Genomic DNA, 19,450 nt, shown 5'->3' with positions numbered 1-19,450 from the left:
CATGCTTTATGGGAGGGAAAGCCCGATATGCCGCCAAATTGCGGCGGAGACGGAGTTTTCCATTTGGTCAGGGGTGAGACCATATTCGATCCGGTGCGTCAAGAGATTGTCGGCTCTTCTAGCGCACCGGCCAGACGTAGAGCAGGGCTGGCACGCTGACGAGGACGACGAGCAGCGACAGCGGCAGGCCGAGGCGCGGATAGTCGCTAAACCGGTAGCCGCCCGGCCCCATGACGAGCGTATTGCACTGGTGGCCGATCGGCGTGAGGAAATCGCTGCCGGCGCCGATCGCCACCGCCATCAGGAAGGCTTCCGGTCGGTAGTCGAGCGCAGCGGCAAAACTGACGGCGATCGGTGCCATGACGAGCACGGTGGCGGCGTTGTTGAGGAACGGGGTCACGGCCATCGCCGTCACCAGGATCAGCGCCAACGCGCCATAGACCGGCATGCCAGAAGCGACGTCAGCTAGCCAGCCGGCGATCAGTTCGCTGCCGCCGGTGGTCCGGAGCGTATCCGAGACGGGGATGAGGGCCGCGAGCATGACGAGGATCGGGCCGTCCACCGCCCGGTAGGCGTCGGCGAGCGGGATCACCCGACAGAGCAGCATGGCGATCGCGGCGGCGAAGAAGGCGATGGCGACCGGCACCGTTCCGGTGGCGCTGGCGAGCATTGCCGCGGCGAGGATGATCACCGGCACGATGGCGCGCCGCTTTGTGCCGAGCAGGATCTCGCGCTGGGCGAGCGGCAGCAGGTTCAGTTCCTGCAGGGTCGCGGGCAGGGTCTTCATTCCGCCTTGCACCATCAGCACGTCGCCGGGGTCGAGGCTCACCTCGCTCAGGCGCTCCGTCAACCGCTTTCCCTGCCGGCTGACGGCGAGCAGGTTGATGCCGTAGCTGTGGAACAGTGCCAACCGCCTGGCCGACAGCCCAACCAGGCGGCTGTCGTTTCCGACGACTGCTTCGACCGCAGCGATCTCCTCGCCGGTTGCGGGTGCCTCCTTGATCGGTTTCCCCGACAGCTCGAGGCCGGCGGCCGACGTAACCCGATCGAGCGCCTGCGGCGTTCCTTCAAAGAGGATCGTATCGCCGACCCGAACCGTCACGTCCGGAAGCGGTGCCAAGTGGCGACCGTTGCGGATAATCGCGGTGGCGGTGATATCGCCCTCGCCGGGCTTGAGGGTGGCGCTCAGCGACTTGCCGGCAGCGCCGGAGTTCGCCGTCACGGTGGCGTCGGAGGAATAGGTGGCGAAGTCGAGCGCTTCGTCCAGCGAAGGGTTCTGGTTGATGCGGGCTGGAACAAGTCGATTGAAGGCGATCAGGAAAAGGACGCCCGCAATCGTCAGGATTCCGCCGACCGGTGTGAAGTCGAACATCGTGAAGCTCTCGCCGGTGATCTCCTGGCGCATGCGCGACACGACGATGTTCGGCGAGGTGCCGATCTGCGTCATCAATCCGCCGAGCAGGGCGGCAAACGCCATCGGCATCAGGTAGCGCGACACCGGCACGCCCGAGCGCCGGGAAAACTGGAAGGCCATCGGCATCATGATGGCAAGCGCGCCGATGTTCTTGATGAAGGCGGACATCACCGCGACGGTTATCAGGAGCAAAAGCATCTGTGGTGTGAAGGTGACGAGGCTCGGAAAGAACCGCTGCACGGCGGTGTTGATGATGCCGGAGCGGGCGACGCCCGCACTGACCACCAGCGCGCTGCCGACGATGATGACGATGTCGTCGCTGAAGCCTGAAAATGCCTTGTCATAGGGGACGATGCCGACGGCGACCGACACCAGAAGCGCCAGGCAGGCGACGATGTCGTAGCGAAGACGTCCCCAGATAAAGCCGGCCATCATCAAGAGGATGACCCCGAATGCCAGCATCTGTTCCGTCGTCATGGCTCCCCCATCGTCCCTGCGAGGGGATGCAGCCTCGCAATGATGAATGGAGAATTCCAGCGTCGGCAAAAGGTTCCGGAACCTTCGGTGCGTGATGGCTTTCCGTGGGACGCCAACGGACAACGCGGATGGGGAGTGCGGGGATTTTCCTATTTCGTCCTGCAGCCAACAAAGGAAGCGAGCGACCTAAGCCCGTCCGGGGCCTAGGCATCTTCTTCCTTTTGGCCGGCGCGCATCACTCGCCGGCCCGTTCCGGTCTGATCGGCAGGCGCTCAGTGGAGCGTCTGCGCGTCGGCCTTCTTCCGCCGCCTCGCATTGCGCGCCAACATATTGAGCGCCTCGACCAGCGCCGAGAACGCCATGGCAGCGTAGACGTAGCCCTTCGGCACGTGGAAACCCATGCCTTCGGCGATCAGCGTCATGCCGATCATCAGCAGGAAGGCAAGCGCCAGCATGACGATGGTCGGGTTCTTCTCGATGAAGTTGGCAAGCGGCGTTGCCGCCAGCAGCATCACGGCGACGGCGACGACCACGGCTGCGACCATGATCGGCAGATGCGGCGTCATGCCGACCGCGGTAATGATGCTGTCGACGGAGAAAACGAGGTCGAGCAGCAGAATCTGGCCGATGGCGGCGCTGAATGAGGCGGCCGCGGCGGTGCCGATGAAATCCTCGCTGTGAGCGGCCGGATCGACGTTGTGGTGGATTTCCTTGGTCGCCTTCCAGACGAGGAAGAGGCCGCCGGCGATCAGGATCATGTCCTTCCACGAAAAGCCCTGGCCGAAGATCTCGAACACCGGCGTCGTCAGCTTGATGATCCAGGCGATCGTGCCGAGCAGTGCCAGTCGCATGATCAGGGCCAGGCCGATGCCGATGCGCCGTGCCGAGATGCGATATTCGGGCGGCAGCTTGTTCGTCAGGATCGAGATGAAGATCAGGTTGTCGATGCCCAGCACCACTTCCATGACGATCAGCGTCACAAGGGCAACCCAGGCTTCAGGGCTTTGCATCAGGACAAGGATGCTGTCCATGCGATCTTCCTCTCCAAATCGGAACGTCAATGACGTCGCTATGTATGGAGAATCAGAGGGCTTACAAGGCAGCAGCTACAGATAGGATGCGAAAAAAGCTTGCCGTCCGATGCATTTATCCGATTTGGCCGGCGGATTTTGGGCTGTCGGATTCCTGGGGCTGCAAAGACAGGCGACCTTCGGCTGCGCTCCGTTCGTAGGCTGCCAGGAAGACTTTGGTGCCGCTCGCCACGATCCGCTCGATCTCGGAGGGGGGTGGCGGCGTCTCCATCGAACCGAACAGGCGGTGCTTGAAGATGCCGGCCGTCGCCAGTTCCAGAAATTGCCGGCTGGCGAGCTCGGTATCGTCAATTGCAAGCCGTCCATCCTCGACCTGCCGGTCCAGGTAGGCCGTCAGAACCGAAACCGGGTTCATGGGGCTGGCGGAAAGGAAGTTGCAGGCCAGCAGCGGCATACGCTGGTTGACCGCGATCACCATGCGCATGGCCTTGATCGTATAGTCCGCCGAAATGTGCGTGGCGAAAAGGATGCCGAAGTCGTGCAGGGCCTCGGCCACCGTCAGGTTGTCTTTGAGGGCGCTGCGGGTCGATTCGGTGATGCGCAGTCGTTCGCGCTGGATCAGTTCACCGAACAGGTCTTCCTTGTTCTCGAAATAGACGTAGATCGTCCCCTTGGACACGCCGGCCGCTCGCGTGATGTCGTTCATGCTCGCCGCATCGAAGCCTTGTTCCATGAAAACGCGCTTGGCGCCGTCCAGGATCTGCTCACGCTTTACCGGATCCGCGCCGGCGGCGCGCCGCCCGGTCGGGGAACTGGGGCAGGTCTCGTCGCAAGTTGCCGTTAACTTCGTTTCCATCGCGCCTTGCAGAAATTCCTCTTGCTACTTGCTTTTCGAACCGCGCGGTTCGATTTCGCCTTGATATGGAACATATTTGGTACTATGTCAAATCGAACTGAACGGTTCAGTTCGATTGCATCATCGCTGCCATGCCATTTGCGGGTGAACATATGTCAATTTCCAAGACATCGAGCAAAGCCAAGGTGCGTCCGGTCGACGATGATTTCGTCGCGGAAGCGCCGACTGCGCCCGCGCCGGAGGCACCGGCAACCGTCGAGCCGGCGCCGGTGCCGGCTACCAAATCCGCCAAGGCAGGACGCAAGCGCCGTGTTCTGCCGGTGCTGTTTCTGGCATTGCTCGCCGGCGGCGGCTGGTACGGCTACGACTGGTGGACGACCGGACGGTTCATGGTCTCGACCGACGACGCCTATATCGGCGGCGATATCGCCACGATTTCGCCGAAGGTGACGGGTTATGTCGCCCAGGTTCACGTCGCCGCCAACCAGCAGGTCAAGGCTGGCGACGTGCTCGTGACCCTCGACAGCGGCGACTACCAGAACGCCCTCGATCAGGCGAAAGCGCGGATTACGACCGCCGAACTCTCCCTGCATCGGATCGATGCGCAAATCGACGGCGCGAAGGCCTCGCTTGCCCAGGCGGAAGCAACGAAGGTGGCGCTTGATGCTGCCGTCCGCGGTGCCGAAATCAATCAGCAACGTGCCAGCACCTTGCAGTCGAAGTCCGTCGGTACGACGGCCGAACTTGACAGTGCCAATGTTGCCCTTGACCAGGCCCGGGCGAACCTGGCCGGAGGCGAGGCCAACATCATTGCCGCCAAGGCCAATATCGCGTTGCTCGAAGCACAAAGAAAGGAAACCGAGGGTACGATCCGGACCCTGGAGATAGAGCGTGACAAAGCCGCGCGCGACCTGGGTTTCACCGTGTTGAAGGCGCCCTATGACGGCGTCGTCGGCAACCGCTCCGTCCAGGTTGGCGATCTGGTTGCGCCGGGGCAGCGGCTGATGGCGATGGTGCCGACCCGCGAACTCTATGTCGATGCCAACTTCAAGGAAACGCAGCTGAAGCGCCTGGTGCCCGGCTCGAAGGTCAAGGTCTACGTCGATGCCTATGACGACGACGCTATTCAGGCCACCGTGGAGTCCATCTCGCCGGCATCCGGCTCGGTCTTCTCGCTGCTTCCGCCGGAGAATGCGACCGGCAACTTCACCAAGGTGATCCAGCGCGTACCGGTGCGCATCGCGCTGCCCAAGGACGCGCTCGACAGCGGCCGCCTCCGGGCGGGCCTGAGCGTCGTCGTCGATGTCGATACCCGCACGGCTCCCGAGGCAGGCGCCGCTGCGGCTAAGTGAATGTTGCGCGTTCTCCGGACGCGCAACATTCCGCAATCCTCTTTGATCCAGTATCCGGACGCCGCACGTGTCCCGGGTAGCATTGACCGTCGGAGTCGGCCATGTCAGCCACAACCGTTATTTCGGGCTCGGCCGCTCCGAACGCCTCAGAGACCATGGACCCGAAGCGACTGATCGCTTTTTTCGCCATGGTGCTCGGCATGTTCATGGCGATCCTCGATATCCAGGTGGTGTCGGCCTCGCTATCGGAAATCCAGGCAGGCTTGAGTGCCGGGTCGGACGAGATCGCCTGGGTGCAGACCTCCTATCTGATCGCCGAAGTGATCATGATCCCGCTTTCGGGAACGCTCGCCCGGATCATCTCCACCCGCTACCTGTTCACCATCTCCGCCGCCGGCTTCACGCTCGCCAGCATTCTCTGCGCGACCGCGACGAACATCGAGCAGATGATCGTCTACCGGGCGATTCAGGGCTTTATCGGCGGCGGCATGATCCCGTCCGTCTTCGCCGCCGCCTTCACCATCTTCCCGCCGTCGAAGCGCAGTATCGTCTCGCCCATCATCGGCCTGATCGCAACCCTGGCGCCCACCATCGGGCCGACCGTCGGCGGCTATCTCAGCCATGCCTTTTCCTGGCACTGGCTGTTCCTGATCAACGTCATCCCGGGCATCATCGTCACCATCGTCGCGTGGAACTTCATCGATTTCGACAAGCCGCAGCTGTCATTGATGAAGAGGTTCGACTGGTGGGGGCTTCTCTCCATGGCCGTCTTCCTGGGGGCGCTTGAATACGTGCTGGAAGAGGGCAATGCCAAGGACTGGTTCAACGACGAGCATATCGTCATGGGCGCCGTCGCCTCGGTCATGGGTGCTGCGGTCTTCTTTTACCGCGCCTTCAAGGTCGAGTTTCCGGTCGTGGATCTTCGCGCCTTTTCCGATCGCAACTTCGCTTTCGGCTCGATGTTCTCCTTCATCATGGGTATCGGCCTCTACGGCCTGACCTATCTCTACCCGGTCTATCTCGCCCATATCCGTGGCTACGATTCCTTGATGATCGGCGAGACCATGTTCGTCTCCGGCCTGGCGATGTTCTTCACCGCACCGGTCGCCGGCATATTGTCGAGCAAGCTCGACCTGCGGGTGATGATGGCGATCGGCTTCATCTCCTTCGGTGCGGGTACCTACATCATGACGGGGCTGACGGCTGATTGGGACTTCTACGAACTGTTCATCCCCCAGATCCTGCGCGGTGTCGGGCTGATGCTGTGCATGGTGCCGATCAACAACATCGCGCTCGGCACCCTGCCGCCGGCGCGCATTCCAAACGCCTCCGGCCTCTATAACCTGACCCGTAATCTCGGCGGTGCCGTCGGTCTCGCCATCATCAACTCGATGCTGACGACGCGGCAGGACGTCCACTACATGCGGCTGCGCGAGCACATCGACTGGGGCAACCCGGCGGCTGTCGAGCAGCTGAAGAACATGGCCGCCAACTATTCCGCGCACGGACTCGATGGCGCGACGATCGCCATCAAGCAGATGGTCGGCATCGTCCAGCGGCAGGCGATGATCATGTCGTTCAGCGACGTGTTCCTGCTCCTGACCGTCCTCTTTGCCGGCATGCTGGCCTGCGTGGTGCTCATCAAGAAGCCCGGCGCCCATGCAGGCGAGGGCGGCGGTCACTGACCGCTTTGCCCGCGGGGGCTGTATTGGAACGCCCGCTTTCGCTAGGATGTCGTGCCGACGGATCAATTCGGATCATTGCATGGCATTCGAACGACGGTCATGGCTTTCACGGCGCGCCTTGTTGGGCGTGATCGCTGGCCTCGGAGCAGCGCCGATGCTTCGCAGCCTCCCGGCGCGCGCGGAAAATCCCTGGCCGGCGATCGATTCGACGTTCATCTTCGCCGCCGACGTGCATGCCTGCCTTGTCACCGCGGACACGCTCAGCCCGCATTGCGAACAGGAGGGCAAGACCGACGCCAATCTCGTCCGTCACGTCCGGGCGATCAATCAGATCGAACACAAGGATTGGCCGCGCAACATCGACGGCGTCGACACTGGACTTCAAAACGCCGGCAAGCCGATCGGTCGTCCGCACGGCGTGGTCATGGGCGGCGACATGACCGACGATGGTGGCGGGCAACTGAAGGTCCCTGGCGTCGGATGGCAGTTGCAGCAGTTCGCCAGCCGCTACCGGCAGGGCACCGGCCTCGACGAGGTGCACTACCCGGTCTACAACGGCCTCGGTAACCACGATCTCGACCAGGATGGCGTAGCGCCGCATGTCGACTTCTACCGGCGAGCGATGCGGGACTACGTGGAACTGAACCACCGCATGTCGGTGTTCTACAAGCCGCCGGTGCCGGTGACGAACTTCCACGTGCCTTCCGACAGCTACTCCTGGGACTGGGGCGGTCTGCATCTCGTCCAGTTGCAACGCTTCGGCGGCGACGAGGCGAAGGGGGCGGTCAGCGGCCTGTCCTGGCTGCAGCAAGACCTCGCCGCCTATGCCGTCGATGGACGGCCCGTCTTGCTTTTCCAGCACTATGGCTGGGACCCGTTCTCGATCGAGCGCTGGAATCCGTCGAAGATGGCCTTCGATGATCAGGGTACTGGAAAGGCCCATTGGTGGACCGAGGACGACCGCCAGGCGCTGCTGGCGACGCTGAAGGGCTACAACGTGATTGGCCTGTTCCATGGCCACGAGCACGACACACCGATGATCTACCGCCGGGATGGCCTGGACCTGTTCAAGCCGATCGCCGCCTACAAGGGCGGGCTGGCCGTCGCCCGGGTCACCGACGAGCGTTTCGAGGTGGTGCTGGCGAAAGCCTACGGTGAGCGCGGCGACGTCGTCTTCACCCACGCCTTCAGCAAGCCGCTGGGCAGGTGACGGGTCTCTCCGCGTTCTTTTGGCTGGTGCGGAGAGGGTTGGCTCGGCGATCAGCAAGGCTCTCCCGTCATGCCGGGCTCGACCCGGCATTCAGCGCGGGCAAGTCCTTGCGCGCAAAAGGGCCTTTCCGCGCCGCAGACGCGGTTGCTGGATCCCGGCTCAAGGCCGGGATGACGACAAGGACGGTTTGAAGGCAACGAAAAGTGCCGTTTGGCCAGTCTTCCCAAGGCAAGCCACCGGACCGAAACCAGTCGCTGCCAGTTTCTGATTTACGTACATCAAAAACTCCGCTAAAGCTCGCCGCCGGAGGAATTGATGCGACCCACCGTTCATGACATCGCGGCAAATGCCGGCGTCAGCCTGGCCACCGTCGATCGCGTCCTCAACGGCCGCCCCGGCGTGCGTGCCGTCACTCGCGCCAGGGTCGAGGCGGCGATCCGGAAGCTCGGCTTTGTCCGCGACGTGGCGGCGGCCAATCTCGCCAAGGGGCGAGTCTATCCGCTTACCTTCATTGTGCCTGACGGCGAAAACCCTTTTATGCGCGGGCTGGAGCGAGAGGTGCTAGACGCGGTCGATCGTTCCTCTTTCGAGCGAACGCGGATTTCGATCGTTAACGTTCCTCCCTTCGATGCAGGCGCGCTGGTAACGGCTATCGATGCGGCCATTGCCGACGGTGTTGCGGGGGTCGCCGCCGTCGCGGTCGATGCGCCGGAAGTCGCCGCGGCCATCGCACGGGCGAACTCGGCCGGTATCCCCTTCGTCACGCTCGTTTCCGATCTGGCCGCCTCGCAACGCGACCACTTCTGCGGCGTCGACAATGTCGCGGCCGGTCGCACCGCCGGCAGCCTGATGGCGCGTTTCCTGGGGACGCGCCCGGGACCCGTCGCCGTGCTCGCCGGCTCGATGCTGGTGCGCGACCATCGCGAGCGCCTGGAAGGGTTTCGCGCCGTCATGGCAGAAGCAGGCGGCGGGCGACCGGTGCTCGACGTCCTGGAAGGGCAGGACGATCCAAAGCTTGCGGGAACGCTGATTGCGAAGTGCCTGAAGGGCAACCCGGATCTCGTTGGCATCTACAGCCTCGGTGCCGGCAATGGCGGCCTGGTCGCCGCGCTCGCCGCCGCCGGCAGGGACAACCTTTGCGTCATCGCTCACGAATTGACGGCGCCGACGCGGGCTGGGCTGGAAAGCGGCCTCGTCGATGCGGTGCTCAACCAGGATGCCGGTCACGAGGTGCGCAGCGCCATCCGCATCCTGCGCGCCAAGGCCGACGGCCTGCCGGTGGTCGAGGCGCAGGAGCGCATCCGCATCGATATCTTCATCAGGGAAAACCTGCCGCCGGAGGGCGGAGAAGCCGGGCTGTCACAGCCGGGCGAAGCTTAGGAGCCTGCCATGTATCTCGGAATCGACCTTGGAACGTCCGGCGTAAAGGCGATGCTGATCGATGCCGACCAGCGGATTGTCGGCTCGGCCAGCGGCGCGCTCGACGTCTCGCGCCCGCACCCGGGTTGGTCGGAGCAGGATCCGGCCGACTGGATCGCAACTGCCGAGAATGCACTCGACGCCCTGAAGGCCACGCATCCGGCCGCGCTTGCCGCCGTGCGCGGCATCGGCCTCTCCGGCCAGATGCACGGCGCGACGCTGCTCGACGGCAACGACCGGGTGCTGCGCCCCTGCATCCTGTGGAACGACACCCGCAGCCATCGCGAGGCGGCGGCGCTCGACGCCGATCCGCGCTTTCGCGCCATCACCGGCAATATCGTCTTTCCCGGCTTCACGGCGCCAAAACTCGTCTGGGTGAAGAACAACGAGCCGAAAATCTTTGCCAAGGTTCGCCGGGTCCTGCTGCCGAAGGATTATCTGCGCCTGTGGCTGACCGGCGAGCACATGTCGGAGATGTCCGATGCCGCCGGCACCTCCTGGCTGGACACCGGCGCGCGAAAATGGTCGCCGGAGCTTCTTGCTGCCACCGGGCTCGAGGAGCGGCAGATGCCTGACCTCGTCGAGGGCACCGACAGCGCCGGCACGCTTCGCGCCGAACTCGCTTCCCGCTGGGGCCTCGGCGCGGGCGTCGTCGTCGCCGGCGGGGCAGGGGACAATGCGGCGTCGGCCTGCGGCATGGGCACGGTGCGGGATGGCGCGGCCTTTGTCTCGCTCGGCACTTCGGGCGTGCTGTTTGCCGCGAACGGGCGCTATCTGCCGAACCCGGAAAGCGCCGTGCACGCCTTCTGCCACGCGCTGCCGAACACCTGGCACCAGATGGGCGTGATCCTGTCGGCGACAGATGCGCTGAACTGGCATGCGCGCATCACCGGCGTGAGCGCCGCTGAACTCACCGCCGAACTCGGCGAGACGCTGAAGCGACCCTCCGGCGTCACCTTCCTGCCCTATCTGTCCGGCGAACGCACGCCGCACAATGACGCCGCGATCCGCGGCGCCTTCGCGGGTCTCGGTCACGAGAGCGACCGCGCGGCGCTGACGCAGGCGGTGCTGGAGGGCGTTTCCTTCGCGATCCGCGACAGCCTGGAGGCGCTGCGGCTTGCCGGCACGGAATTGACGCGGGTCACTGCGATCGGCGGCGGCTCGCGCTCGCGCTACTGGCTGCAGGCGATCGCCACCGCGCTGTCGCTGCCGGTGGACGTGCCGGCCGACGGCGATTTCGGCGCGGCCTTCGGGGCGGCGCGGCTCGGGCTGATCGCGGCGACGGGAAGCGATCCGGTGGCAATCTGCACGCCGCCTTCGACGGCCGAGACGATCGAGCCAGACGCGGCGCTGAGCGGTGCGTATGAGGCGGCTTACGAGCGCTACCGCCGACTCTACCCGGCGATTCGCGATGCGATGTTTTGAAGGCGGGGTTTGCCCCTCACCCTAACCCTCTCCCCGCAGGCGGGGAGAGGGGACGTGGGACACGGAGCGTCCCTGACGAGACGGTTCGTCCCCAGAAGGTGAGGGACGCGGCATATCCCTTCTCCCCGCTCGCGGTGAGAAGGTCGCGGCAGCGGGATGAGGGGCGTCCGCTGCAACCAGGTTCAGTTATTCAAGGAGGAGACACCCATGAGCACCGGCTTTTTCGGCGACATCGCCAAGGTGAAATACGAGGGCCCGGAGAGCACCAATCCGCTGGCCTTCCGCCATTACGACAAGGACGAAGTCGTGCTCGGCAAGCGCATGGAGGATCACCTACGCTTCGCCGTCGCCTATTGGCATAGCTTCGTCTGGCCGGGCGGCGACCCGTTCGGCGGGCAGACGTTCGAGCGGCCGTGGTTCAAGGACACGATGGACGCAGCGAAGCTGAAGGCCGATGTCGCCTTCGAGTTCTTCCAACTGCTCGGCGTGCCGTTCTACTGCTTCCACGACGCCGACGTGCGCCCGGAAGGCAAGAGCTTTGCCGAGAATACGAAGAACCTCAACGAGATCGTCGACCATTTCGAGAAGAAGCAGGCGGAGACCGGCGTCAAGCTGCTGTGGGGCACGGCGAACCTGTTCTCCAACCGCCGCTACATGGGCGGGGCGGCGACCAATCCGGATCCGGACGTCTTCGCCTTCGCGGCGGCGACGGTGAAGACCTGTATCGACGCCACCAAGCGCCTCGGCGGTCAGAACTACGTGCTCTGGGGCGGCCGCGAGGGCTACGAGACGCTGCTCAACACTGACATGAAGCGCGAACTCGACCAACTCGGCCGCTTCGTCAACCTCGTCGTCGAGTACAAGCACAAGATCGGCTTTACGGGCACGATCCTGATCGAGCCGAAGCCGCAGGAGCCGACCAAGCACCAGTATGATTTCGACGTCGCCACCGTCTACGGCTTCCTGAAAAAATACGGGCTGGAGAACGAGGTGAAGGTCAATATCGAGCAGGGCCACGCCATCCTCGCCAACCACTCCTTCGAGCATGAGCTGGCGCTGGCCAATGCGCTCGGCATCTTCGGCTCGATCGACATGAACCGCAACGACTACCAGTCCGGCTGGGACACTGACCAGTTCCCGAACAACGTGCCGGAGATGGCGCTGGCCTATTACCAGGTGCTGGCCGGAGGCGGTTTCAGGACCGGCGGCACCAATTTCGACGCCAAGTTGCGCCGCCAGTCGATCGATCCGGAGGACCTGCTGATCGCCCATATCGGCGGTATGGACTGCTGCGCCCGCGGCCTGAAGGCGGCGGCAAGGATGATCGAGGACGAGGCGCTGTCGAAGCCGCTCGAGGAGCGCTATGCCGGCTGGAAGGTACCGGAAGCGAAGAAGATGCTCGACGGCGGCTTCTCTCTGGAGGAGATCGAGGCCTGGGTGCTGAAATCCGACCTCAACCCGAAGCCGCGCTCCGGCAGGCAGGAGTTGCTGGAGAACGTGGTCAACCGCTACGTCTGAGCTGGCCGGTGTCGACCGCTGCGTCAGGCCCGATCCTCAGGTAGCCGTAGCGGTCGGTCTCGCGTTTGATTTCTGCGATGAGGACATCCAGGGCGGGATTGCGGGATTTTCGGGCGCGTCGCACGACGTAGGCGACCGATGGTGGCTGCGGCAGCCGTCCGGCAACGCGTTCCATCTCCTGAGAGAGATGGCGGCTGCTGACGATGGCGACGCCGAGGCCAGAGGCGACGCCTGCCACGATCCCCGCAGCACTCGTGCATTCCAGCACGGTCTCGAACACTAGGTCGCTGTCTTTTGCGATCTCGAACGCCCATTGCCGGTAGAAGCACGCGTCGTCGAACGACAGGAAGGGTATCGGGCCGGCGTCCGGCAAGGAAAGCTCCGGCGACTTCACCCAGTGGAGATCCTCGCGAAACAGGACCACGTCCGAGGGGCGAACTTCATGCGCAAACACCTGGATAATGGCGGCATCGAGCCGTCCGTCGTCCAGCATGGATCGAAGCGTCAGGCTCATCTTTACCTGCGCCCTGACCGACACTTCCGGATGCAGCCGGCGAAACCGGCCCAGGATGCGCGAAAGGTCGGTGCAGGTCGTATCCTCGGTCATGCCGAGCGTGATTCTCCCCGCAAGCGAACTCTTGGACAGGCTGAGAAGCGCTTCGTCGTGCAGGCTCAAAATGCGTTCGGCATAGTCCAGCAGTTCCTCGCCCAGTTCCGTGAATAGTGGAGCGTCCGGTTTTCGGCTGAGCAGTTCGCAGCCGATATTGGCTTCCAGTCGCCTTATCTTGTGGCTGACGGCCGATTGCGACAGCCGCAGGGCCGCCGCCGCGCGCGTGACGCCACCGTGAAGCCGGATAGCCTGGAGAGCCCGAAGCGCGTCGACATCCAGACGCCTGGCGTTCAGTTCGGTCATGGTTCCTGTCCTACAAAAACAACTGCGGCCAGAATGACAAATCTTGGCGGCCGCATACAGTCTTCAATCCAGATTTCGTTGAACATTCATTGCATGATCGAAATTTGTCATGTGATCTCGTCCGGGTTTGCGCGTATTCGGCCGGGACCGTCATCACACTGAACCACGTTGCGGGCGACCATGGCTGACACGACTGCTGCATCCTCCCCTGTTTCTGGCCACCGCCTTCTTTGGCCGCTTCTGGCTACCGTCCTGGTTGTGGGTTGGAGTTCGGGGTTCGTCGGAATCCGCTACGCCAGCGAACAGGCAGGTGTGATGCTGGTGCTCTTCTGGCGCACCCTGTTGTCCGGGGTCATCCTGCTGCCGTTCGCTTTGCTGGTCGGGCCGCGCATATCGCTCCGGGCCGTCGGTGTGCAGATGATCTTCGGCGTAATGATCGTCTTCCTGTATCTGGGCGGATTCGCCTTGGCGATCGAGCAACGGGTGCCGACGGGTCTCGTTGCGCTGATTTCGGATCTGGTGCCGCTGGCGATCGCTGCCTTGTCGCACACGCTCCTGGGTGAGCGGATGAGCCTGCGCCAATGGGCTGGCACCGCAATCGCGATTGCCGGCGTGCTGATCGTGTCGTTCGACAGCCTGAGCCTCGGCACCGCGCCGGTGTGGGCCTATGTGGTGACGGTCGCCTCGATGGCAGTGTTTGCGCTAGCGACCGTTCTTCAGAAGCGCTTCGGCACGCTGAAGATGCCGATCCATCAGAGCCTCTGCATCCAGTTTCTGACCGGCGCGGTGCTGTTCGGGGTTGTCGCCAATGCACAGGGTGGGCTGCTGCCCCCGGCCGATCGCGGCTTTGCTGTCGGGATTGCCTGGCTCGTGCTGGTCGCGACGTTCCTCTGCTACACGACCTACTATATGAGTCTGCGCCTGTTTCCGGCCGCCAAGGTCAGTGCCGCGATCTATCTCAGCCCGCCTGTCACGATGATATGGGCCTGGGCGCTGTTTTCCGAGCCGCTCACCGTGTCGATGTTCGGCGGGCTGTTCGTCACCCTTCTCGGGGTCTGGCTCACCTCGTCGACGGGCAGCGCCAAGCACGGCTAGCTCGCACGGAGGCGTGCAGGTGCCTTCAGATCCCGAGCGAACGCCTCAACGCCCCACTCGCTGCCTTGACGGCGCCGCCACCGAGTTGCGCACCACGAGATCCGGTCGAAGCAGGATCTCGGTCTCCGTCTCCGCCGACGTTCCATCCGACAGCATCTCCAGGAGCAGCGCCATGGCACGCTTGCCGATGGCGGTGCGGGGTTGGCGGATCGTGGTCAGCGATGGTGTCATGAAGCTCGCTTGCGGAATGTCGTCGAAGCCGGTGACGGAGAAATCGCTGGGAATGTCGTAGCCGCGGGCCTTCAGGCCGATCGTTACACCGAGTGCAGTCTGGTCGTTGACGCACATGAAGGCGCTCGGCAGGTCGTCGCGCATGAAAAGCTGCTCGAGCGCCAACCGGCCGCTTTCGATCGTGCCGTCGCCCTCCATGACGATCCGGCCGGCCGCCGGCACGCCGGCGGCATCGAGACCGGCCTCATAGCCGGCGCGGCGGCGGTTGTGGGCGAGCTTCGTGCGCGAATCGCCGATGAAGGCGATCTTTCGGTGACCTTCGGCGATCAAAAGATCGACCGCCTTGCGCGCGCCCTCCACGTCGTCGACACCCACATAGGGAATGCCGCCGTTGAAGACCGGCTCGAAGACGCCGACACAGGGGGGCAGGCGCGCCGTCATTGCCCGGTGGCCGAAGGGCAGGATGCCTGTGAACAGGATCAGTCCGGCCGCCTGGTTGGAATTCAGAAACTTCAGGTACTCGAGGCCGCGCTGCGGCTCGTTCTGCGTATGGCCGATCAGCACGCCATAACCATGCGCGCGGGCCTCGTTCTCCAGGCCGACGAGGATGTTGGAGAAGTTTGGGTCGCCGATGTCGGGGGCCACGACCAGGATCATGTTGGAGCGGCCGAGCCTGAGGCTGCGGGCCATCGCGTTGGTGGTGTAGCCGGTGATGGCGATCGCCTGGTCAACTTTCAGCCGTGTCGACTTCGCCACCTTCTCCGGCGTGTGGATCGCCCGCGAGACCGTCGCGATCGACACTTCGGCGATCCGGGCGACGTCTTCGATCGTTGCGGGGGAGGAATTCGACACTGCGTTCTGCCTCGGGCTCAAGTTGCGGGGACACTACACAGACTCGTCCGGCGGTCAAACGCCGCCGCGCAAAAATTCGGGATATCGACTGATGTAAACCTTTACATTCGACGATGTAAAGGTTTACATCAGTGCAAGCGGTGGGGAGAGCCGCACGGGAGGGCTTCATGGATTCGGATGTCGTCGACGGGGCTCCCGTCGTCCTGTCCGCGCGGCGCATCAGCAAGTCGTTCAGCGGCGTGCAGGTGCTGTTCAGCGTCGATTTCGAGCTGCGTCAGGGCGAGATCCATGCGCTGATGGGCGAGAACGGCGCTGGCAAATCGACGCTGGTGAAAATCCTCTCTGGTTTCGAGCAGCCGACGTCAGGCGAAATTCTCCTCGACGGTAACCCGGTTATGCTCCCGCCGAACGGTGCCGCCGAGGCGCTCGGCATCGTCATCATCCATCAGGAATTCAACCTCGCGGATCACCTGACCGTCACCGAGAGCCTTTTCCTCGGCCGCGAAGTGACGCGCTTCGGCGTGCTCGATCGCAAGTTCATGCGCGCCGAGACGCGGCGCGTGCTCGACCTGCTTGGCTCGCATGTGGACGAGAACGCGGTGATCGGATCGCTGTCGATCGCCGAGAAGCAGATGGTCGAGATCGCAAAGGCGATCAGCCGCGACGCGCGCGTCGTCATCATGGACGAGCCGACGGCGGTGCTGTCGCGCGAGGAAACCAACTTCCTGTTCCGTCAGGTGCGCAAGCTGCGCGAGCAGGGCACGAGCTTCGTCTTCGTCTCGCACAAGCTCGACGAGGTGATGGAGCTGACCGACCGCGTCACCGTCCTGCGCGACGGCCAATGGATCAAGACATCGCCGACGGCGATCCTCGATGGCGAGGCGATTGCCCAACTGATGGTCGGCCGCGAACTCTCCAGTCTCTATCCGGCGAAGACCGAGCCGGATGTGGACGAGGAGGTGGCGCTGCGGGTCGAGGGGGTTTCGACCGGCTATGTGCGCGACGCGAGCTTCGAGGTTCGCAAGGGCGAGATCCTGGGCTTCTCCGGCATGATCGGTTCGGGGCGGACCGAGCTGATGGAAGCGATCGTCGGCCTCCGGCCGCGCCTTTCCGGCGATGTTTTGGCGAAAGGTCAACCCGTTTCGTCCGGTGATGTGCACGCGGCCAACCGGAGCGGCCTTGCCTATATGACGAAGGACCGCAAGGCCAAGGGGCTGCTTCTGAACGCCGGCATGATGGCGAACCTGACCCTGCAGTCGCTGGAGCGTCACACCAAGCTCGGCTATCTCGATCCGGCCAGCGAGACTGCCGCGCTCGTCAAGGCGCGGCGCCGTTTCGATATTCGTGTGCGGGACGCCAGCGTCGTGGCCGGACGCATGTCCGGCGGCAACCAGCAAAAGCTCCTGCTTGCGAAGGTCATGGAGACCGATCCGCAGATCATCATCATCGACGAGCCGACGCGCGGCATCGACGTCGGCACCAAGCAGCAGATCTACCATTTCATTTCCGCGCTCGCGCGGGATGGCCGGTCGATCATCGTCGTGTCGTCGGAGATGCCGGAGATCATCGGTCTGTGCAGCCGCGTGGCGGTGATGCGCGAGGGCCATATCGTCGGCATGCTCGAGGGCGACGAGATCACTGAACACGAGATCATGCGCTATGCCGCCGGCCTGAAAAGGAAGGCTGCCGCCTGACGACAGCGTCCCCGCAGGCGCCGGCAACAAGAGACATTCCCCGCGGGAGCGGGACGGGAGGATTGGACTTGGACATGAGCGTGAATGAGGAAAGCAGCCAGGGCGGCATCCGCCGTCGCAGTTGGCGGGATGTCGATCTGAGGGCCGTGGCCCCCTTTGCCGCGCTGGCCTTGCTCCTGGTCATCGGGGCCCTGGTCAATCCGAATTTCATCGGCATCAATAACCTCGCCAATGTCGCCACCCGCAGCGCCTTCATCGCCATCATCGCCGTCGGCGCGACCTTCGTCATCTCCGCCGGCGACCTCGACCTTTCGGTCGGCGCGATGGTGGCATTCATCGCCAGCCTGATGATCCTGTTCATGAACTCCGGCGTCATCGCCGATCCGGCGCTGATGCTGGCGGCGGCGGTCGCCTTCGCCATTGCGGCCGGTGCCGCCTGCGGCCTTGCCAACGGCCTGATCACCACGGTCGGCAAGATCGAGCCCTTCATCGCCACGCTCGGCACGATGGGCATCTATCGAGGGCTGACCACCTGGCTGTCCCAGGGCGGGGCCATCACGCTGAAGGAGCCGCAGCTGCAGGAGATGTACCGGCCCGCCTATTTCGGCTCGATCCTCGGCGTGCCGGTGCCGATCGTCGTCATCCTCACGGTCACGGTCATTGCCGCTTTCGTCCTCTACCGCACCCGCTATGGCCGGCACGTCGTCGCCGTCGGCTCCAACAGCGACGTCGCGCGCTACTCCGGCATCGCCGTCAATCGCGTCCGCACGGTCGCCTTCGTCATCCAGGGCCTGTGCGTCGCTGTCGCCGTCCTGCTCTACGTTCCGCGGCTCGGCTCCACCTCGGCGACTACCGGCATCCTTTGGGAACTGCAGGCGATCACCGCCGTCGTCGTCGGCGGCACGGCGCTCAAGGGCGGCGCCGGCCGGGTCTGGGGCACGATCTGCGGCGCCTTCATCCTCGAACTGGTCGGCAATATCATGCTGCTGTCCAACTTCATCAGCGAGTACCTGATCGGCGCCATCCAGGGGGCGATCATCATCATTGCGATGCTCGTCCAGCGCTCGCTGGTGCGCAAATCGTGAAACCAAGCGACTCCGGCAGAAGCGCGAAGCGATTTGTCCGGAATTGCGAGGAAGGAAGCCGGGTCAACAGGTCTCCCGGCATAGAGACTGACCTGATTGTGGGAGGAACCTAATGCGCAAGAAATTTTTGGCTCTGACGGTCGCGGCCGTGGCCGCCTTCGCCGGCGTCAGCCACGCCCAGGACAAGAACGTGACGATCGGCGTCTCGATCCCCGCCGCCGACCACGGCTGGACGGCTGGTGTGGTCTTCCATGCCGAACGTGTCGCCAAGCTCCTGATGGAGCAGCACCCCGGCCTGAAGGTCATCGTCAAGACCTCGCCGGATCCGGCCAGCCAGGCGAACGCCGTTCAGGACCTCGAGACGCAGGGCATCGACGCGCTCGTCATCCTGCCGACCGACCCGGATCCGCTCGTCAACGCCATCAAGGAGGTCAAGGGCAAGGGCACGTTCGTCGCGCTCGTCGACCGCGCGCCGTCCGTCAACGACAATTCGGTGCGCGACCTCTATGTCGCCGGCAATAACCCGGCGCTCGGCCAGACCGCCGGCGAGTACATCAAGGCGACGACGCCGGATGCCGAAGTGGTCGTCATCCGCGGCCTGCCGATCCCGATCGACCAGCAGCGCCAGGACGGCTTCGACAAGGGCATCGAAGGCTCGAACGTCAAGATTCTCGATCGCCAGTACGGCAACTGGAATCGCGACGACGCCTTCAAGGTGATGCAGGACTACCTGACCAAGTATCCGAAGATCGACGTGGTCTGGTGCCAGGACGACGACATGGCCGTCGGCGTGCTGCAGGCGATCGACCAGGCCAAGCGCACCGACATCCAGTACGTCGTTGCCGGTGCCGGCTCGAAGGACATGGTCAAGAAGGTCATGGACGGCGACAAGATGATCCCGGTCGACGTGCTCTATCCGCCGGCCATGGTCGGCACCGCACTCGAGATGACCGTCGCCAACTTCTATGGCCAGGTGCCGGTGCGTGGCGTCTACACGATCGATGCGACGCTCATCACCAAGGACAATGCCAAGGACTTCTACTTCCCGGATTCGCCGTTCTGATCCGGACCGCATGACACCGCCCGGGCCATTTCGGCCCGGGCGATTTTCGATCGACACTGCCCGGCGGGGAACTCGGGCCGCAGGGCGCGGAATGGCGGGCAGGTAATTTCAGGACGCGGGGCCACGGGAC

At 63.9% G+C, this 19,450-nt stretch carries 15 protein-coding genes; 10 read left to right on the top strand and 5 right to left on the bottom strand.

What is annotated here, in order from left to right:
* Positions 1-118: 118 nt before the first annotated feature.
* The 3 genes from AC1DDS_RS12575 to AC1DDS_RS12565 all read right to left on the bottom strand — a co-directional run bounded on the left by AC1DDS_RS12575 (position 119) and on the right by AC1DDS_RS12565 (position 3,778).
* A complete protein-coding gene (locus AC1DDS_RS12575) occupies positions 119-1,891 on the bottom strand; it encodes an SLC13 family permease (protein WP_477479198.1) in 1,773 nt (590 codons plus the stop codon).
* A 272-nt stretch (positions 1,892-2,163) separates the two neighbouring features.
* Positions 2,164-2,922, bottom strand: coding sequence for a TerC family protein (locus tag AC1DDS_RS12570; protein WP_477479197.1), 759 nt, complete (start codon positions 2,920-2,922; stop codon positions 2,164-2,166).
* Between the two features lie 115 nt (positions 2,923-3,037).
* A complete protein-coding gene (locus tag AC1DDS_RS12565) occupies positions 3,038-3,778 on the bottom strand; it encodes a TetR/AcrR family transcriptional regulator (protein ID WP_477479196.1) in 741 nt (246 codons plus the stop codon).
* 152 nt (positions 3,779-3,930) lie between these two features.
* On the opposite strand from AC1DDS_RS12565, the gene AC1DDS_RS12560 reads away from it, so the two are divergent.
* The 6 genes from AC1DDS_RS12560 to xylA all read left to right on the top strand — a co-directional run bounded on the left by AC1DDS_RS12560 (position 3,931) and on the right by xylA (position 12,387).
* Positions 3,931-5,130 carry an HlyD family secretion protein gene (locus AC1DDS_RS12560; RefSeq protein ID WP_477479195.1) on the top strand — a complete coding sequence of 400 codons (1,200 nt, stop codon included), beginning with the start codon at positions 3,931-3,933 and terminating at the stop codon, positions 5,128-5,130.
* Between the two features lie 101 nt (positions 5,131-5,231).
* Entirely contained in the window at positions 5,232-6,815 is a 1,584-nt protein-coding gene (locus AC1DDS_RS12555; RefSeq protein ID WP_477479194.1) for a DHA2 family efflux MFS transporter permease subunit, read from the top strand.
* 154 nt (positions 6,816-6,969) lie between these two features.
* Positions 6,970-8,025, top strand: a complete 1,056-nt coding sequence (locus AC1DDS_RS12550) for a metallophosphoesterase (RefSeq protein WP_477479193.1) — start codon at positions 6,970-6,972, stop codon at positions 8,023-8,025.
* 315 nt (positions 8,026-8,340) lie between these two features.
* Positions 8,341-9,405, top strand: a complete 1,065-nt coding sequence (locus tag AC1DDS_RS12545) for a LacI family DNA-binding transcriptional regulator (protein ID WP_477479192.1) — start codon at positions 8,341-8,343, stop codon at positions 9,403-9,405.
* Positions 9,406-9,414: 9 nt separating this feature from the next.
* Complete coding sequence (gene xylB, locus AC1DDS_RS12540) at positions 9,415-10,869, top strand: xylulokinase (RefSeq protein ID WP_477479191.1); 1,455 nt, start codon at positions 9,415-9,417, stop codon at positions 10,867-10,869.
* Between the two features lie 207 nt (positions 10,870-11,076).
* A complete protein-coding gene (gene xylA / locus AC1DDS_RS12535) occupies positions 11,077-12,387 on the top strand; it encodes a xylose isomerase (protein ID WP_477479190.1) in 1,311 nt (436 codons plus the stop codon).
* Here xylA and AC1DDS_RS12530 read toward each other — a convergent pair.
* Entirely contained in the window at positions 12,371-13,300 is a 930-nt protein-coding gene (locus AC1DDS_RS12530) for a LysR family transcriptional regulator (RefSeq protein ID WP_477479189.1), read from the bottom strand. The two genes, xylA and AC1DDS_RS12530, sit on opposite strands and share 17 nt — an antisense overlap.
* Positions 13,301-13,480: 180 nt before the next feature.
* Here AC1DDS_RS12530 and AC1DDS_RS12525 point away from each other — a divergent pair, with 180 nt between their 5' ends.
* A complete protein-coding gene (locus AC1DDS_RS12525; RefSeq protein ID WP_477479188.1) occupies positions 13,481-14,395 on the top strand; it encodes a DMT family transporter in 915 nt (304 codons plus the stop codon).
* 45 nt (positions 14,396-14,440) lie between these two features.
* Here AC1DDS_RS12525 and AC1DDS_RS12520 read toward each other — a convergent pair whose 3' ends face one another.
* Positions 14,441-15,478, bottom strand: coding sequence for a LacI family DNA-binding transcriptional regulator (locus tag AC1DDS_RS12520; RefSeq protein ID WP_477479187.1), 1,038 nt, complete (start codon positions 15,476-15,478; stop codon positions 14,441-14,443).
* Between the two features lie 167 nt (positions 15,479-15,645).
* Between AC1DDS_RS12520 and AC1DDS_RS12515 the strand changes: the two genes are divergently transcribed.
* The 3 genes from AC1DDS_RS12515 (at position 15,646) to AC1DDS_RS12505 (ending at position 19,320) form a co-directional block, all read left to right on the top strand.
* Positions 15,646-17,172: a sugar ABC transporter ATP-binding protein gene (locus AC1DDS_RS12515; protein WP_477479186.1), complete on the top strand. Its 1,527-nt coding sequence runs from the start codon at positions 15,646-15,648 to the stop codon at positions 17,170-17,172.
* 74 nt (positions 17,173-17,246) lie between these two features.
* Positions 17,247-18,257, top strand: coding sequence for an ABC transporter permease (locus AC1DDS_RS12510; RefSeq protein ID WP_477479185.1), 1,011 nt, complete (start codon positions 17,247-17,249; stop codon positions 18,255-18,257).
* A 112-nt stretch (positions 18,258-18,369) separates the two neighbouring features.
* Positions 18,370-19,320 (top strand): substrate-binding domain-containing protein, encoded by a 951-nt coding sequence (locus AC1DDS_RS12505; protein ID WP_477479184.1) that lies wholly within the window; start codon positions 18,370-18,372, stop codon positions 19,318-19,320.
* Positions 19,321-19,450 lie beyond the last annotated feature (130 nt).

It is taken from the genome of Mycoplana sp. 10N416 (assembly GCF_056394765.1).
The sequence above is the reverse complement of the archived record's forward strand: the minus strand, read 5'-3'. Positions and strand labels throughout refer to the sequence as shown.

Excerpts from the sequence above, each read along its gene's own strand:
- xylB (WP_477479191.1), top strand. The coding sequence starts at position 9,415 with ATGTATCTCGGAATCGACCTTGGAACGTCCGGCGTAAAGGCGATGCTG.
- AC1DDS_RS12575 (WP_477479198.1), bottom strand. The coding sequence starts at position 1,891 with ATGACGACGGAACAGATGCTGGCATTCGGGGTCATCCTCTTGATGATG.
- AC1DDS_RS12515 (WP_477479186.1), top strand. The coding sequence starts at position 15,646 with ATGGATTCGGATGTCGTCGACGGGGCTCCCGTCGTCCTGTCCGCGCGG.
- AC1DDS_RS12505 (WP_477479184.1), top strand. The coding sequence starts at position 18,370 with ATGCGCAAGAAATTTTTGGCTCTGACGGTCGCGGCCGTGGCCGCCTTC.
- AC1DDS_RS12560 (WP_477479195.1), top strand. The coding sequence starts at position 3,931 with ATGTCAATTTCCAAGACATCGAGCAAAGCCAAGGTGCGTCCGGTCGAC.
- xylA (WP_477479190.1), top strand. The coding sequence starts at position 11,077 with ATGAGCACCGGCTTTTTCGGCGACATCGCCAAGGTGAAATACGAGGGC.
- AC1DDS_RS12550 (WP_477479193.1), top strand. The coding sequence starts at position 6,970 with ATGCTTCGCAGCCTCCCGGCGCGCGCGGAAAATCCCTGGCCGGCGATC.
- AC1DDS_RS12565 (WP_477479196.1), bottom strand. The coding sequence starts at position 3,778 with ATGGAAACGAAGTTAACGGCAACTTGCGACGAGACCTGCCCCAGTTCC.
- AC1DDS_RS12510 (WP_477479185.1), top strand. The coding sequence starts at position 17,247 with ATGAGCGTGAATGAGGAAAGCAGCCAGGGCGGCATCCGCCGTCGCAGT.
- AC1DDS_RS12545 (WP_477479192.1), top strand. The coding sequence starts at position 8,341 with ATGCGACCCACCGTTCATGACATCGCGGCAAATGCCGGCGTCAGCCTG.
- AC1DDS_RS12570 (WP_477479197.1), bottom strand. The coding sequence starts at position 2,922 with ATGGACAGCATCCTTGTCCTGATGCAAAGCCCTGAAGCCTGGGTTGCC.
- AC1DDS_RS12525 (WP_477479188.1), top strand. The coding sequence starts at position 13,481 with ATGGCTGACACGACTGCTGCATCCTCCCCTGTTTCTGGCCACCGCCTT.
- AC1DDS_RS12555 (WP_477479194.1), top strand. The coding sequence starts at position 5,232 with ATGTCAGCCACAACCGTTATTTCGGGCTCGGCCGCTCCGAACGCCTCA.
- AC1DDS_RS12530 (WP_477479189.1), bottom strand. The coding sequence starts at position 13,300 with ATGACCGAACTGAACGCCAGGCGTCTGGATGTCGACGCGCTTCGGGCT.